Raw genomic sequence first — 16032 nt, forward strand, 5'->3', positions numbered from 1 at the left:
AACTATTTTTCTATAATAAATTCTAAAAACGTGTTAAGCTAGTAGAGGGATTATTAGAACTATTAAGACAATAATCCGCTTACATGAACGATGGGAGGCTTCACAATGTCTAGTAAAACACTTGCAAAATTTTTAGAAGAAAATTTAGAGGATTTAAAATCAAAGGGGCTTTATAACGTAATTGATCCGCTTGAGAGTTCAAATGGACCGATCATTACAATTGGCGGAAAAGAATATATTAACTTATCTTCAAACAACTATCTTGGATTAGCAACAGATAGCCGTTTGCAAGAAGCAGCAATTGGTGCAATTCATAAGTACGGCGTTGGAGCAGGAGCTGTTCGTACAATTAACGGTACTTTAGATTTGCATATTAAATTAGAAGAGACAATTGCAAAGTTTAAACATACAGAAGCAGCAATTGCTTACCAATCAGGATTTAACTGTAATATGGCAGCGATTTCAGCCGTTATGGATAAAAATGATGCGATTCTTTCAGACGAATTAAACCATGCTTCTATTATTGATGGTAGTCGTTTATCAAGAGCGAAAATCATCGTTTATAAACATTCTGATATGGAAGATTTACGCCAAAAAGCAATCGCAGCGAAAGAATCAGGTCTTTACAATAAATTAATGGTAATTACAGACGGTGTCTTCTCAATGGATGGAGATGTTGCAAAATTACCAGAGATTGTTGAGATTGCAGAAGAATTAGATTTAATGACATATGTAGACGATGCACACGGTTCAGGGGTACTTGGAAAAGGTGCAGGAACTGTAAAGCATTTCGGTCTATCTGATAAAGTTGATTTCCAAATTGGTACATTATCAAAAGCAATTGGGGTAATTGGTGGATATGTAGCAGGGAAACAAAACTTAATTGACTGGTTAAAAGTTCGTTCACGTCCATTCTTATTCTCCACAGCATTAACACCAGCTGATGCAGCTGCATGTATGCGATCAATTGAAATTTTAATGGAAAGCACAGAGTTACATGATTGTCTCTGGGAAAATGGCCGCTATTTAAAACAAGGGTTAAAAGAACTTGGCTTTAACATTGGAGAAAGTGAAACGCCAATTACACCTTGTATTATTGGTGACGAAGTATTAACACAAGAATTTAGTAAACGTCTAAATGAAGAAGGCGTATATGCAAAATCTATCGTGTTCCCAACTGTAGCTAAAGGAACAGGACGCGTTCGTAATATGCCTACAGCAGCTCATACGAAAGAAATGTTAGATGAAGCAATTCGTAAGTATGAAAAAGTAGGGAAAGAAATGGGCATCATTTAAGTAAAGACATCTTTTGAATAGCTTGCAAATGAGGAGTGGGGAAAATGAAAAAAATTCTAGTAACCGGTTCTTTAGGGCAAATTGGTTCTGAATTAGTAATGAAACTTCGTGATGTATACGGTGCATCAAATGTTATTGCAACAGATATTCGTGAAACAGATAGTGAAGTAGTAACGTCTGGTCCATTTGAAACGTTAGATGTAACAGATGGACAAAAACTACATGATATCGCAAAGCGTAATGAAGTAGATACAATTATTCATTTAGCAGCTTTACTTTCAGCAACAGCAGAAAAAAATCCGTTATTTGCTTGGAATTTAAATATGGGTGGACTTGTAAATGCATTAGAAGCAGCTCGTGAATTAAACTGTAAGTTTTTCACGCCAAGTTCTATCGGTGCATTCGGTCCATCAACGCCGAAAGATAATACGCCACAAGATACAATTCAGCGTCCTACTACGATGTATGGGGTAAACAAAGTAGCAGGAGAATTACTATGTGATTATTATCATCAAAAGTTTGGCGTTGATACGCGCGGTGTACGTTTCCCTGGTTTAATTTCTTACGTAGCTCCTCCAGGAGGCGGAACAACTGATTATGCGGTTGAAATTTATTATGAGGCGATTAAAAAAGGCACATACACCTCATACATTGCAGAAGGAACATACATGGATATGATGTACATGCCAGATGCTTTACAAGCGATCATTTCATTAATGGAAGCTGATCCAAGTAAGCTTGTGCATAGAAATGCGTTCAATATTACAGCAATGAGCTTTGAGCCAGAGCAAATCGCAGCATCAATTCGTAAACACATCCCGACGTTTACAATGGATTACGCTGTAGATCCTGCTCGTCAAACAATCGCTGATAGCTGGCCAAACTCTATTGATGCAACAGCAGCAATGAAAGAGTGGGGCTTTAAAGCAGAATACGATTTAGACAAAATGACAACTGACATGTTGGCTAAGTTAAAAAAAAAGCTCACAGCTGAGTTAGTGATAAATTAATAGGAAGGGTCGATTCTTAGGAATTGGCTCTTCTTTATTTTTTGAGGGAGAGAAGTCTTATGCAAAGAGTTGACGTCGTATATGCACTAATACATGATGAAGAAACAGATAAAATATTAATGGTACATAATATAGAACAAAACGTTTGGTCACTGCCGGGTGGGGCTGTTGAAAAAGGTGAAATATTAGAGGAAGCACTAATAAGAGAAGTGAAAGAAGAGACAGGTTTAACTGCCGTGACAGGTGGACTTGTTGCGATCAATGAAAAATTCTTTGAAGAATCAGGGAATCATGCGATACTTTTTACATTCCGAGCAAATGTAGTAAAAGGTGAACTGATTGCGGGAGATGAAGAAGAAATTTCTGCAATAGAGTGGGTGAATCGAACGATCGCAAATGAACGATTCCCATTCTACGATGGCGGATTCGAGGCATTATTAGAAGTAGCCATTCCATATAAGTTTCAATCAGAAACAAAGTGATTGAAAGAAAAAACAGGAGCGACAACGCTCCTGTTTTTCTATTCAATCGTCTTCAGTAGTAACTTTTTCAATAGTGGTTTAATCTTCAGACGTAAATCTTCAGCATGATTTGCAACTAAGAAGTGATGGTTATAAATGTTCTTCATTAATTGATAAGTGGCTTCTTTCGCTTCGCCTTCTTCGATGAAGATTCCGATTACTTCCATACCACTTTTACGAGCAAGTTTGACAGCTTCATGCGTATCTAAAATACCGTCTTGTTGATAGTCTAGCGCAGAAGGCTCACCGTCTGTAAAGACAAGTAAGAATTTATGTTTTTCTGGTCTTTTTGCAAGCTTTTCAGAAACGATACGAATAATATATCCGTCGCGGTTATCTTCTTCTTCGCGAAGCTGCATAATTTCTGGACCGACGTTTGGTAACGTTGAGTTTTTATACGTTACAACTTCATGGATAACGTTTGGCTTATCCTCAGGCTTAGCACTAGAAGCATCTTCCCAAAATCCACTAATGGCGTGCGGGATTTTTAAAGATTTCAATGCTTCATGGAATAGGACCACACTCTTTTTCGTTTCTTCCATTTTGTTATACATAGAACCAGAGCAGTCCACTAGTAGTTGGAATGCAACGTCAAGTTCTTGTGATTCTTGTCCTTTTTTATAAAACATGCGCGGCTGCTTTTCAGTATAAATACGAAGGAATTTCTTACGAAGTCTTCCGTAATATTTATCACTATTTGCATTCGTTTTATTTTCAATCGTTTTTTCGATAATTTTCTTTAATTCTTTTACATCTTTATTAACGACTGATTTGATAGCTTGGTAATCCTTTTTTTCATCAGGATTTGATTTGCGAGCTTCTTTAAATATATGAGAAGCACCAACGTTATACTTACCGTATGCACCCTCGTTTTGGCTAGAAGCGTGTGAAGCTCTTGCTTCTTCTGTATCAGCGCCATCAAAGTTGGATTGTGTACTCTTTTGAGAAGTACCTTGTACAGAACCAAGTGCTTGGTCGCCATCTTCTGATTCACGAGCAGTATCGCCCATCATGTTTGTTTTTGTTCCGCTTTCTAATTCAAAGCGTAAAAAATTCTCGTTTTCGTTATTTTTATTTTCACGATGCCATGTGGAGAAACTTTCATCCATTTTGTTTTTATTTTCATCGTCATCTATGAGCTGCGTATCATCATTTGCTAAATCTTCGACGCGACAGTTCTTTTCGTCTGCAATGACAGATAAATAAAGCGGAGCATGTCCGAAATAATTATTAAGCATATCACTTTCAAGAAGTCCTTCTAAACGATAGCGAATTTTTTCAACGATATACATAATGTCTTCTGTATTACGAGCTTGGAATGTTTCATGCAAAATTGCTTCAATTTGCTCGAAATATTCATTATTAAACATTTCATATTTATCGCTCGTTAATGAAAGATAGCAGAGACAAAATAGACGATCACCGTGATAGTTACGAACACGATTGATTTCATTTTGTGAACCAAAGTAATTGCGATACATTTCTTTTCTTCTTTTAAAAACATGCTTTGTGCCAGGGCGTAAGTTTTTTACGATTTCCTCAACACGTAAATCTTCTAATAGAACAAATAATTGTGTTAAAAACTTTTTTAAGGGTGATTCTTGTAATTCAATCGCATAAGAACGAATTAAAGTCATGTCCGAGTAATGTTTATTACCAAGTGCTTTTAAAAACACTTCGCTTTTTAATCCGATTACTGTATCCTCTTCTTTTCGATCATCCCAAAAGTGACTAATGACAACCTTTTTTTCAATTTCGTCGTAGTATGCTTTATAGCCATACTCAAGGTAGGCATCGTCTTCTTTTAGAAGAGCATACATTAAGTTTTCCATTTGTAGAAAAAGCGACGCATCAATTTTTTTGTCACTAAAAATTTGTCTCATGAATTATCCCTCAAAGAAATAACTTTCTGCTAATTCACGGACAGTCATTTGTTCTGTTTCATCGTTTAATTTTGCGATAATACTACGTTCAATTGCACGCATAACAGGAATATATACACCTAAATCACATGCGTCGATAATGCCACGAATACTTGCTGCTTCTTCACTTACACGTCCGTCACGAGCTAAAGGCATAAGGTCGCTTGCAAATGCAACGAACTTTTCAATTGTTGCAACATCATTTAATTTTGATTCAGATAGTAATAGTTCTTTTAATGTGTCACCTTGAATGTATGGAACTTCAATAATAACGAAACGGTTTTTTAATGCTTCGTTTAGTTCACTTGTTCCAACGTAACCTTCATTAATTGCTGCAATTACACGATACTCGTCATCGCCATATACAACCTCTTGTGTAAATGGATTTGTAATCATTTTACGGTAATCTAATGCACCGTGAAGAAGTGGTAACGTTTCAGGTTTTGCCATATTGATTTCATCAATATATAGGAAATGACCGTTCTTCATTGCTTTCATAAGAGGGCCGTTAACGAATGTAACTTCAGATGCGCCATCTTTCGTTTGTAGTGTGTTGTATCCTAAAATACCTTCTACATCTAGGTCAACAGAACAGTTAATGCTATGCATTGGTTTTTGGAATAAAGAAGAAAGAGTTTCAGCTAGTACTGTTTTACCACTACCAGTCGGCCCTTTTAATAGAATGTTTTTGCCAAGAAGAAGTGCTGTAATAGCATCTTCAATAATGCTGTTATCAGATGCTTTATATATTTTCTTTCCAATTAAATGTGCATTTTCACCAGCTTCTTGTTTATTTTTTTCGTGAATGGTTGAGAGCTGTTGTTTTAAATCAGCATGTATATGAAATTGTTCTAACATGTATTTCCCACCTAACATTATTTTCATAAAGTAATACATCTTATGATAACTTGTTTTAATATGGTATGCAAAGAAAAGGAGAGAGGGGAAATGGAAAAGAAAAAGCAATCAATGTTACATTGATTGCTTACAGTAAAGGAGAAATGAGTCGCATGAAAGACTCTAATATTCGTTTTTTGATACTTCTTTTTTGGAATGCGTTCCATTTAATTTCAGTGGAATGCTTAAAGTCGTCTTCAAAATCATGTTTAATATCATGAACGGTTTCTGATTCATATAGTACGCTAATAAGTTCATAATTTAATTCAAAGCTGCGTACGTCCATATTTGCCGTTCCAATTGTCGCGATCTTATCATCAACGAGTACAATTTTTGCATGCATAAAACCATCTTTATAACTATAAATGGAAGCACCAGCTTTTAAAAGCGGAGTGAAGTAGGACTGAGATGCTTGATCACTAATAATACTATCACTTTTACCAGGATATAAAATGCGTACATCTATGCCAGATATTGCACTTAAACGTAATAATGTTAAAGTTTCTTGATCTGGAATAAAGTAAGGTGTAGCGATCCAAATCGATTTTTTTGCAGATCCCATAACAGCTAATAATGTATTGCGAATGCTTTTATCATCTGAGCTTGGTCCGCTCGCTACAATTTGCACAGCACCTTCTGCATTTGAAATTTCTTTACCTGGGAAGTATTGTCTATTCATAAATTGATCCCAAGAATAAGTATTCAACCCACTAGATGCATAGAGCCAATCCTCTAGAAAGATTGCTTGTAATTTATATAACGCTTTCCCTTCTATTTTTAAATGGCTATCACGCCAAATGGGGAATTTTTTTGAACGACCAAGGTATTCATCACCGACGTTGAGTCCACCAGTAAAACCGATTTCTCCATCTACAATAACGATTTTACGGTGGTTACGATAATTGACTGTTTCAAGTAACCAAGCTGAAAAAATAGGGTCAAATTCTACAATTTCGATCCCAGCTTCTTTCATAGGTTTTAAAAAGCGTCTTCTTAAAGTGTTACTTCCGAGTCCATCATAAAGAAAGCGTACAATAACACCAGATTTTGCTTTTTTTATTAAAGCATCTCGAACTTTCGTACCAATCTCATCAGATTTATAAATATAGTATTGAATATGTATGTGATGTTTTGCTTGCTCGATAGCTTGCAAAATTTCTGAGAATGTTTGATCTCCATTTGTTAAAAGTTTTGTCGTCGTTCTATCTGCGGCAGGCCCGCCTCCAAATTTTTGTACGACTTCTGTTAAATGTACAGAACGTTCATGTAAGGGGACTGTGAGTGCTAATTCTAGTCGTCTTCCTTCTAATATTTCACGGAATAATTTTCTTTGTTCTTCTGAACGATGGAGATGTTTTTTTCTTCTCCAACGGCTACGACCGAAAATAGAGTATAAAAGCACCCCTATAACGGGAAGAAGTGCTAATACTAAAAACCACGCTAAGGTGCTTTGAGGAGACCTATTTTCGATGAAAATAACGAATGAAATTCCTATGATTGTGATGGACCAGAGAGCGCCGACAAATGTATATAACGAAATAAATGATGTATTTAATAGGAAAAGAACGATAGATATAATTACAAATATTGATAGTAATTGAACGATAGGCTTCTTCATTTCTATAAAATTCCTCTAATCTTTCTTAAGTATAGACTTCTTATATAAAAAGGTATAATCCGACATTCTTATTATAAAGTGTTTTGTTTTTTTTACAAAATATAGACATTTTCCCCATGCTTTCCGCATTTGTCCTACATACATTATATTGTGACGTTATTATCCAGCTATTTGCTGGTTAATAAACAGTGTAGGAGGGACAAAACCCTTGCCCTTTATATAGGAAAGGGGATAACCATATCATGGATTTGTAGCAGGTGCATGATGAAGACCAGGATATAGTTATCTTTATTACGCGGATTCTTCTTAATTATATAGGTTACTAACAAGGTCCGTACTATCCATACAATACCTATTAAGATGAGAAAATGGAAAAGGAGAGGGGAAACATGAATTATATAGAAAATAACGGATTGTATTATCGTAATCATCATCCTCATGGAGGGCACAACCATAACGGCGGACATCACCATCATGGAGGGCACAATCACTATGATCATCACCACCATCACGGAGGTGGATGGGGCTGGGGTGGCGGCTCATGGGGCGGTGGATTTTTCCCAGGAAGTTTTGCTGGAGGCGTGTTAGGTGGACTTACAGCTGGTGCATTAACGGGTGCAGCAAGTGGAGGATACTATCCGGCACCGTACCCAGTAACTTATCCAGCGCCATACCCAGCACCATACCCAGCACCATATCCAACTCCATATCCGGGGTATCAGCAAATACCATATCCGTATTAAACTAAAAAAGAGGCTTTCCTCTTTTTTTAGTTTAATAAAGTATTTATAAAATATTTCCAAAATAAAGGTGAAAATATGTTAATATTTTGTTATTGTAATTCAAAAACATATATACTAATTTTAACTTTTATATTATTATCCGTGAATAGTTGTATAGTGTGCTCGAAATTCTATTTCGCTAGTAAAGTAAAGAGGTTAGATATGAGCGGGATTAATAGGGAATAGGCATTGTATAGAGCTAGCTATAAAGGAATGTAAGAGAATGAATTATAATAAAGTAAGCTAATTATAGCGATAAGAAACTACTATTTATAATTGAAACGGTATTATATTGCTTTTTATTACAAATAATATTATGTTATTTTAATCGGCATATTTCAAAATGTGATGAATGCAAATAGCTATTATTAAGAAATGAAATATCTCTATTTCTATGAAGAGAAACAAGTTGTGTTTTAGTCAGATAGGAAGCAAGGAGAGATGCGCATGCTAGAACAAAGAGGTCATGCATTATATGACTCTTCATTGCGAGATTTAAAGTTAGCATTAGATGAGTCTTCAATTGTTGCGATTACAGACCGAAATGGTCTTATTACATATGTAAATGATAAGTTTTGTGAAATCTCCAAATATACACGAGAAGAGTTAATAGGGAAAGATCATCGTATTTTAAATTCAGGGTATCACCCGAAAACATTTTTTCAAATTCTATGGAAGCGCATTTTGAACGGAAAAGTATGGAGAGGTGAGATTCGAAATCAAGCAAAAGATGGGACGTATTATTGGGTTAAAACAACAATTGTTCCGTTTTTAAATGAAAAAGGAGAGCCGTATCAATTTATCGCGATCCGAAATGATATTAGTAGTAGGAAAGAAGCAGAACAGAGGTTGCGGTTAAGTGAAAGTCGTTATAGGGAGCTTGCGTATCATGATGCTTTAACGAGTTTACCGAACCGATTGCAGCTAATAACGACTGTAAACGAGATGATTGCAGGAAAAAAAGAATTTGGTATGATTTATTTTGATTTGGATCGTTTTAAATTAGTAAACGATACGCTAGGTCATATGATAGGGGATTTACTTTTAAGCGAAGTTGCTTCACGGTTGCATTATGTGCTAGGAGAGAAAGACGTTCTGGCTAGGCTGGGTGGCGACGAATTTGTGCTGTTAACAAAAAATCATAAACAAGATGAAATGAGGCAGTTAGCAACATCTGTGTTGTCATGTTTTCAGGCCCCATTTATGCTTGAAGGTCATGAAGTATACATTTCAGCTAGTCTAGGACTGTGCGCATATCCGCAAGACGGACAAGATGTAGAAACTCTATTGAAAAATTCGGATTTAGCCATGTACAGTGCGAAAGAACAAGGCAGAAATGCCGCGTGTTTCTTTACAGATGAGTTACGTGCGAAAATAAATCGTAGAATGAAAATTGAATTCGCTTTGCAAAAGGCAATCCGTGATGAAGAATTAGATGTGGTACTGCAGCCTATTATTGATTTGAAAACGAAGAAATATACCGGTATTGAGGCTTTAGCACGTTGTTCGACAGAAGAAGGGCCTATTTCGCCAGGCGAATTTATTCCAGTAGCTGAAGAATCTGGACTTATTATAAAATTAGGAGACTGGGTATTAGAAAAGTCATGTCGCTTGTTTAAAACATTGCCAGATTACGAAGAAGGACTAAAGTTATCTGTTAATTTATCCATACAACAATTAATGCAAAAGCGTTTTATTATATCTGTACGTAGCATTTTAAGGAGAACTGGCTTTCCACCGAATCGTTTAATTTTGGAAGTAACGGAAAGTATCGCTGTTCGCCATTTTGATTATATTATTGCTACATTACAAGAATTAAGAAATATGGGTATTTTAATTGCTTTAGATGACTTTGGAACAGGTTATTCTTCCTTATATTATTTAAAGCAACTGCCACTGGATATAGTGAAAATTGATCGTAACTTTATTCGTGAATTTCATTATGATCACGCGCAGCCAGAGCGAACGATTGTAAAATCTGTTATTGAAATTGCCCATAGCTTAAATTTAGCAGTAGTTGCTGAAGGAGTAGAAACAGTAGAGCAAGAAAGTTTATTACAATCTATGGGCTGTGATTACGTCCAAGGATTTTATTATGCGAAACCTTTATCTGTAGGAGAGTTAAAAGAAAAGTTAATTACAGATTTTTAATAAAAAAGAGAAGCTGGTAGCTTCTCTTTTTTTAATTCGTTTTTTGTGAGTTTTTCATTAGTACTGGATAAAGAATAAGACCTAATACGAACAATCCAATTCCTAAGAAGAACGTTTTTAAATCAGCAGTTCCGGTTTTGATAACCCAAATAGAGTATACAAATGCTAATGTGGTAATGATCCCATCCTTTATTCGAGAGCCAGGCATTATATCATACGTTTCTCCTGTAATAACCAATTTGAATTGGTACAGCGTAGAAACAAGGTATGGAATTAAATAAGCTAATGTTGCTACAACGATAGCGAAATTATAAGCTTCTGATACGGTACCAGAAATCGTTGAGAATAAGAAAATTTGCGTCATCACATTTGTAATAAATAATGATTTTGAAGGACTACCTTTTTTATTTGTTTTCGCGAAAAACTTAGGGAAAAGTCCATTCTTGGCTGCCTGGTAAGGTACTTCTGAACTAACAACGATCCAGCCAACTGTAGATCCAAATAAAGATACAAGTGCAAGTAAAGCCATGATATAGGCACCTTTATTGCCAATTGCTAAATTTAATGCGTCTACTAATGGTTTTTGAGATTCTTTTAAAGCATCTTGCGAGAGAGCTCCCATTGTAAGTAAAGTAATTGACATGTAAATAAGAAGAGCGATAATCAACCCGAAAATGGTAGCTTTTTTTACATCGCGCTGAGATTTTGCACGGTTAGAAAGCATTACAGCAGATTCAATACCGATAAATGCCCAAAGTGTTGCGATAGCAGCTGAATTGATTTGTCCACCTAACGAAATTGATTGTCCTGCTTCATTCATAAATGTTTGACCGTCTCCGAAATTAGAGGCATTGAAAATGAATAATGTGATTACAATAAACATTGTAAATCCAATAATTTTTGCAATGGTAGCAAGAAGATTCATATTTCCAGCTCGGTCAATATTTTGAGAAAGAATATATTGAATTCCCCATAGCATAAGGCTACATACGAGGAAAGTTAGTCCTTTTCCGAGTTCTAGTGAAAATCCGTTCGTAGAAAAGAGAATTTGCTTACTTTGTAAAACTGGAAAGAATGTTGATAAATATCCAGCAAAGGAAATAATAACAGATGCTGTTGCAGCCCAGTTCGCAGCCCAATACCCCCATGCCATACTATATCCTGCAACTTTACCCGCTTTTTTTGAAGGGAACATCGCTTGAGCATAACTTTGTGGTCCAGCTTTTAATTCTGGTTTTCGGATTGCTAAATTTCCAAATACGAGTGCAATCATAAATACGCCAAGACCTGTAATACTCCATGCAAGTGTAGAACCCATTGGACCTGATACGTGTGCTAAATTTGCTGGGAGCATAAATACGCCACCGCCAACCATATTTCCGATTACAAAAGCTGTTAAAATCCATAATCCCCATTTTTTCGTTTCCATTTTTGTTAACTCCTTTGTAGTAAGTTTTGCTTAAACATCATTTTTTACTAGCTTTTTGGCAATAAAAAAAGAGCCATGTAGATAAAAAATACCTACATGGCTCTTCGCCTAACGTAGGTACAACGGGAATAACCCTTGTACCTACGCGTAATTTTTCCGCTAGGTTTCAAGGGTTACGTATGATGATGATGTTTTTGTGCAAATGTAACTACAATTGTTGTATAAGTAAGCATAGTTCTTTGCTCCCTTTCTCCTCTGATTTTGAAGTTAGTATACTACATGTTTTTTTGAATGAAAAGAAAAATATAAAAATTTTTATAAAAATACGTTTTAGAGATTAAATATTTACCTGTATTTTTCCTATACTGGAAAATAAGTGAGAGATTGGCAGAAGAGTGTAGCATGGTATAATACATATAGAATTAGAAGGTGACAAGGGGCTATTGTAGATGATGAGTAAGTATGAACAAATTTATACAGAAATCAGTAAGTCTATTGATAATAAGCGATTAAAAGAGGGATGCAAAATCCCATCCGAAACTGAATTAATGAAGCAGTATGAAGCAAGCCGCGGTACGGTAAGAAAAGCTGTAGATTTATTACAAGAGCGTGGATATGTTCAAAAAATACATGGAAAAGGTGTTTTTGTTTTAAAGCGAAAAAACATTGAATTCAACTTTGGTGGTATTGTAAGTTTCCAAGAAGAAAATGAACGTTTAGGACGCCATTGTATTACAGAAGTCGTGGAAATGGAGAAAGTAAAAGCGACAAAAGAAGTTGCAAAGCTATTAAATGTGAAAGAGAAAACAGAAATAGATCATATTAAACGAGTACGAAATATTGATGGAGAAAAAGTAATTTTGGATATTAATCATTTTGTATCGGAATATATTCCTGGATTAACGAGTGAAATTGCAGCGGAATCCATTTATAAATACATTGAGAAAGAATTAGGTCTTCATATTAGTTACTCACAGAGGGTAATTGAAGTGCAGCCATGTACAGAGGACGATAGAGAGTATTTAGATTTAAATGGAACAGACTATGTTGTCGTTGTGAAAAACTTTACGCATTTTTATGATGGAAGTCAGTTCGAATATACAGAATCACGCCATCGTTTAGATATTTTTCATTTTTCGGATGTGGCGCGGAGAAAATAAGGAGATGGAACGAAATAACGTTTCATCTCTTTTTTTTATAAAAAAATCACAAACTCGTATATACGAGTGTTGACTAACTTATATATACGAGTTAATATGTAATTGTAAACGGTATCAAAAAAAGAAAAGAGGGACGGGAATATGGGGAAAGACTATCGTCAAACAGCAGAGGAAGTGTTGCAGTATATTGGTGGAAAAGACAATATTGAACAAGCTGCACATTGTGTAACGAGGCTCCGTATCGCTTTAAAAGATGAAAGTAAAATAGATAACGATAAATTACAGTCTGTTTCATTAGTGAAGGGAGCGTTTCATAACGCTGGAGTATTTCAAATTGTAATCGGTCCAGGAGATGTTGATCGAGTTTATGCCGAATTGATAACGCTTGCAGGTATGAAGGAAGCGACAGTAGCTGATGTAAAAGATTCTGGAAACCAAAAGTTAAATCCAGCTCAAAAGTTTGTAAAGGTATTTTCAGATGTATTTATGCCGATATTACCAGCCATCGTAACAGCTGGTTTACTAATGGGAATTAACAATCTATTAGGGGCAAAGGACTTATTTTTTGAAGGTAAAAATTTATTAGATGTGTATCCAAACTTAAGTGGGCTTTGGGATTTAATTAATATGATGGCGAATACAGCATTCGTATTCTTACCAGCACTTGTCGGTTGGTCAGCAACGAAGCGTTTTGGTGGTAGCCCGATATTAGGGATTGTTATGGGATTAATGCTTGTGCATCCAGCCTTATTAAACGCGTGGGATTATGGAAAAGCAGCGACTGGTTTAGATGGACAAAAGATTGAGTACTTCGATATTTTAGGATTATTTCAAATTGAAAAGGTAGGGTATCAAGGTCAAATTCTACCGGTTTTAGTAGCAGCATTTGTATTAAGTAAAGTGGAAATCTTCTTAAAGAAACATGTACCAAATGCAATTCAATTATTAGTTGTACCAATTACAACGATTGTCGTAACAGGTGTGTTAGCATTAGGAATTATTGGTCCAGTTACACGTCATATTGGAGATTTATTAACAGCTGGATTAGTAGGTGTATATGAAACAGTACCAGTAGTTGGAGCAATATTGTTTGGAGCATTATATGCACCGCTTGTAATTACAGGTATGCATCATATGTTTATTGCTATCGACTTACAATTAATTGCACAGCACGGTGGTACATTCATTTGGCCAATGATTGCTCTTTCTAACATTGCGCAAGGTAGTGCGGCACTTGCGATGTTCTGGATTTCTAAAAATCAAAATGATAAAAGCATGGCATCTACATCAGCAATCTCAGCATATTTCGGTATTACAGAGCCAGCTATGTTTGGTGTAAACTTACGAAATAAATTCCCGTTCTATGCAGCGATTATAGGATCGGCTATTGCAGCTATATTTATTACGTTAAATGGTGTATTAGCACCTGCTATTGGAATTGGCGGATTACCAGCATTTATTTCTATCATTCCGAAATCGATTCCAATGTTTATTGTAGGAATGATTATCGCGATTGTAATCCCATTTACGTTAACATGGTTATTTGCAAAACGAGTAAAACAGAAGTAGGAGGAAGTTAAACATGAAGGATTGGCATAAAAGTGTAGTTTATCAAATTTATCCGAAGAGCTTTAATAGCTATTACAATAAAGAAACCGGTGATATAAAAGGAGTTACAGAGAAACTAGATTATTTAAAAGAACTCGGAGTAGATTATATTTGGTTAACACCGATATACCAATCACCACAAAATGATAATGGATACGATGTAAGTGATTACTACAGTATTGATCCATCTTACGGAACGATGGAAGAGTTTGAAGAGCTTTTAGAAGAAGCAAAGGCACGTAACATTGAAATTATGCTCGACATTGTTGTAAATCATAGTTCTACGGAGCATAAGTGGTTTAAGGAAGCAAAGGAAGATAAAAATAGTCCATATCGTAATTACTATATTTGGCGTGATGAAAAAAATAATTGGCAATCTAAGTTTGGTGGGTCTGCTTGGAAATATGATGAGAAGACAGAGCAATATTTTTTACATCTATTTGATGAGACACAAGCTGATTTAAATTGGGAAAATAAAAAACTTCGTGAAGAAGTATATGATATGATGCGTTTTTGGCTTGATAAAGGGGTAACTGGATTCCGATTAGATGTTATTAATTTAATTTCAAAAGATCAACAGTTCTTAAATGATGACGGAAGTACGGCGACAAGCGATGGGCGTAAATATTATACAGATGGCCCGCGCGTTCATGAATATTTACAAGAGATGAACCGAAAGGTTTTTGAAGGGAAAGATGTAATTACAGTTGGAGAAATGTCATCTACGACAATTGATAATTGTATTAAATATTCAAACCCTGAGCGTAATGAATTAAGTATGACGTTTAGTTTCCATCATTTAAAAGTAGATTATCCGAATGGAGATAAGTGGACGCAAGCTGATTTTGATTTCATTAAATTAAAAGAGATTATGTCTAATTGGCAAATTGAAATGCAAAAGGGCGGAGGATGGAATGCGTTGTTCTGGTGTAATCATGACCAGCCTCGTATTGTGTCACGCTTCGGTGATGATAGAAAGTACCGAAATGAATCTGCGAAAATGTTAGCGACAGCTATGCATATGTTGCAAGGAACACCTTACATTTATCAAGGCGAAGAAATCGGTATGACGAATCCTAAATTCGAGTCCATCGAGCAATATCGCGATGTGGAATCGTTAAATATACACGATATAAAGCTAGAAGAAGGATTATCAAAAGAAGAGATTATCGGGATTTTAAAACAAAAATCTCGTGACAACTCTCGTACTCCGATGCAGTGGAATGAAAAGGTGAACAGTGGTTTTACAACAAGTACACCTTGGATTTCAGTTGCTGAGAATTATAAAGAGATTAATGTAGAAAAAGCATTAGAAGATAAAGAGTCTGTATTTTATCATTATAAAAAGTTAATAGAACTTAGAAAAACGTATGATGTAATTACAGAAGGAGAATATGCTATTTTAGATGAAAATCATGCTAAGATTTGGGCATATACTCGTACTACAGAGAGTGAAGTGCTACTTGTTATTAATAACTTCTATGGAGAAGAAATAACGTACTCTGTACCAGCTCATGTTCAATTAGATGGGATGAAGCAAGAAGTACTACTGTCGAATTATAAAGATTTCAGCAAGGATATTACAAAACTTAACTTAAGACCATATGAGGCAATTGTCTATCGATATACGAAATAAAA

Annotated in this window: 12 protein-coding genes; 8 read left to right on the forward strand and 4 right to left on the reverse strand. The window is 35.5% G+C overall.

Going from position 1 to position 16032, the window contains the following annotated elements; translation table 11 throughout:
* The first annotated feature begins 105 nt into the window (after positions 1–105).
* Genes ACU8YW_RS03245 through ACU8YW_RS03255 form a run of 3 tightly spaced genes read left to right on the forward strand, consistent with a single transcriptional unit; the run spans position 106 to position 2788 of the window.
* Entirely contained in the window at positions 106–1296 is a 1191-nt protein-coding gene (locus tag ACU8YW_RS03245; protein ID WP_098133111.1) for a glycine C-acetyltransferase, read from the forward strand.
* Positions 1297–1340: 44 nt separating this feature from the next.
* Positions 1341–2306: an L-threonine 3-dehydrogenase gene (locus ACU8YW_RS03250; RefSeq protein WP_000723138.1), complete on the forward strand. Its 966-nt coding sequence runs from the start codon at positions 1341–1343 to the stop codon at positions 2304–2306.
* A gap of 59 nt (positions 2307–2365) precedes the next feature.
* Entirely contained in the window at positions 2366–2788 is a 423-nt protein-coding gene (locus ACU8YW_RS03255) for an NUDIX hydrolase (RefSeq protein ID WP_149213927.1), read from the forward strand.
* 38 nt (positions 2789–2826) lie between these two features.
* On the opposite strand, the gene ACU8YW_RS03260 is transcribed toward ACU8YW_RS03255, so the two are convergent.
* The 3 genes from ACU8YW_RS03260 to ACU8YW_RS03270 all read right to left on the reverse strand — a co-directional run bounded on the left by ACU8YW_RS03260 (position 2827) and on the right by ACU8YW_RS03270 (position 7264).
* Positions 2827–4710, reverse strand: a complete 1884-nt coding sequence (locus ACU8YW_RS03260) for a vWA domain-containing protein (protein ID WP_088608964.1) — start codon at positions 4708–4710, stop codon at positions 2827–2829.
* Positions 4711–4713: 3 nt separating this feature from the next.
* On the reverse strand, positions 4714–5607 hold the full coding sequence (locus tag ACU8YW_RS03265) for an ATP-binding protein (protein WP_000892965.1): 894 nt from the start codon (positions 5605–5607) through the stop codon (positions 4714–4716).
* Positions 5608–5734: 127 nt separating this feature from the next.
* Positions 5735–7264 carry a cardiolipin synthase gene (locus ACU8YW_RS03270; protein ID WP_060487013.1) on the reverse strand — a complete coding sequence of 510 codons (1530 nt, stop codon included), beginning with the start codon at positions 7262–7264 and terminating at the stop codon, positions 5735–5737.
* A 368-nt stretch (positions 7265–7632) separates the two neighbouring features.
* Here ACU8YW_RS03270 and ACU8YW_RS03275 point away from each other — a divergent pair, with 368 nt between their 5' ends.
* A complete protein-coding gene (locus ACU8YW_RS03275) occupies positions 7633–8007 on the forward strand; it encodes a cobalt transporter (protein ID WP_141555367.1) in 375 nt (124 codons plus the stop codon).
* 486 nt (positions 8008–8493) lie between these two features.
* On the forward strand, positions 8494–10197 hold the full coding sequence (locus tag ACU8YW_RS03280) for a putative bifunctional diguanylate cyclase/phosphodiesterase (RefSeq protein ID WP_087983374.1): 1704 nt from the start codon (positions 8494–8496) through the stop codon (positions 10195–10197).
* Between the two features lie 31 nt (positions 10198–10228).
* Here the strand turns inward: ACU8YW_RS03280 and ACU8YW_RS03285 are convergent, their stop codons facing one another.
* Positions 10229–11626, reverse strand: a complete 1398-nt coding sequence (locus ACU8YW_RS03285; RefSeq protein WP_000448430.1) for an amino acid permease — start codon at positions 11624–11626, stop codon at positions 10229–10231.
* A gap of 449 nt (positions 11627–12075) precedes the next feature.
* Here ACU8YW_RS03285 and treR point away from each other — a divergent pair, with 449 nt between their 5' ends.
* The 3 genes from treR (at position 12076) to treC (ending at position 16030) form a co-directional block, all read left to right on the forward strand.
* Complete coding sequence (gene treR, locus ACU8YW_RS03290) at positions 12076–12786, forward strand: trehalose operon repressor (protein WP_088061842.1); 711 nt, start codon at positions 12076–12078, stop codon at positions 12784–12786.
* 141 nt (positions 12787–12927) lie between these two features.
* The gene (gene treP, locus ACU8YW_RS03295) at positions 12928–14355 is read left to right on the forward strand and encodes a PTS system trehalose-specific EIIBC component (RefSeq protein WP_088061844.1); all 1428 of its coding nucleotides are present in this window, start codon (positions 12928–12930) and stop codon (positions 14353–14355) included.
* A gap of 13 nt (positions 14356–14368) precedes the next feature.
* A complete protein-coding gene (treC, locus tag ACU8YW_RS03300; RefSeq protein WP_088061845.1) occupies positions 14369–16030 on the forward strand; it encodes an alpha,alpha-phosphotrehalase in 1662 nt (553 codons plus the stop codon).
* The last annotated feature ends 2 nt before the right edge of the window (positions 16031–16032 follow it).

Source organism: Bacillus pretiosus (assembly GCF_052947655.1).